This is a genomic window from Methylobacterium sp. E-045 (genome assembly GCF_022829685.1).
GTDB lineage: Bacteria > Pseudomonadota > Alphaproteobacteria > Rhizobiales > Beijerinckiaceae > Methylobacterium.
The window spans coordinates 1-544 of the sequence record NZ_JAKSYE010000101.1 but is presented as its reverse complement, the minus strand read 5'-3'; the positions used below and the strand labels follow the sequence as shown (position 1 = coordinate 544).

At 52.0% G+C, this 544-nt stretch carries 1 protein-coding gene; it reads left to right on the top strand.

Annotated elements, in window-relative coordinates:
* The first annotated feature begins 303 nt into the window (after positions 1-303).
* Entirely contained in the window at positions 304-537 is a 234-nt protein-coding gene (locus MKK51_RS20160; protein WP_243980185.1) for a hypothetical protein, read from the top strand.
* The last annotated feature ends 7 nt before the right edge of the window (positions 538-544 follow it).

Genomic DNA, 544 nt, shown 5'->3' with positions numbered 1-544 from the left:
AATAACCTGCCTGTCAGCGGAACTTTCCCAAAGCCAGCTATGCGATCTGAATTCATCGTCCGTTAGCGAATGGGGGCTAGCGCAACCTCCCCTCACCGATTTTCTGAAACTTCCTGAGATCCGTTTCCGGTGAGGAGGGCGTGTGCTCATTCGAGGGCAAAAGCGAGACGGCATCGCCTCGACGCATCTATAGACATGACCTCTCTGCCATTAGGCAGAAATTATCTAAATATCACAGGAACTTAGAGAACATTTTTCTGCTTCTACAAAGACTGCTGACACGGTTTCCTAGGAGCTGAAAAAATGAAGAAAGTTGATTTTACGCTTGCCGCTATGACCATTCTTGGTGGGCTCGCGCTTGGCGTGGGCTCGGCATCAGCTGCTCCCATGGCTGCCAATGGTCTTCAGTCTGAGACCGGCATCACCCAGGTTCGCATGATGCGGGGTGAGCGGATGATGATGAAGAAGCGCATGATGCGGAAGCAGATGATGAAGCGCCGCATGATGAAAAGCCGGATGATGAACCGCGGGATGTGAGCCTACG

What these genes read in the sequence shown, in the direction of transcription:
- MKK51_RS20160 (WP_243980185.1), top strand. Translation starts at nt 304, where the DNA reads ATGAAGAAAGTTGATTTTACGCTTGCCGCTATGACCATTCTTGGTGGG.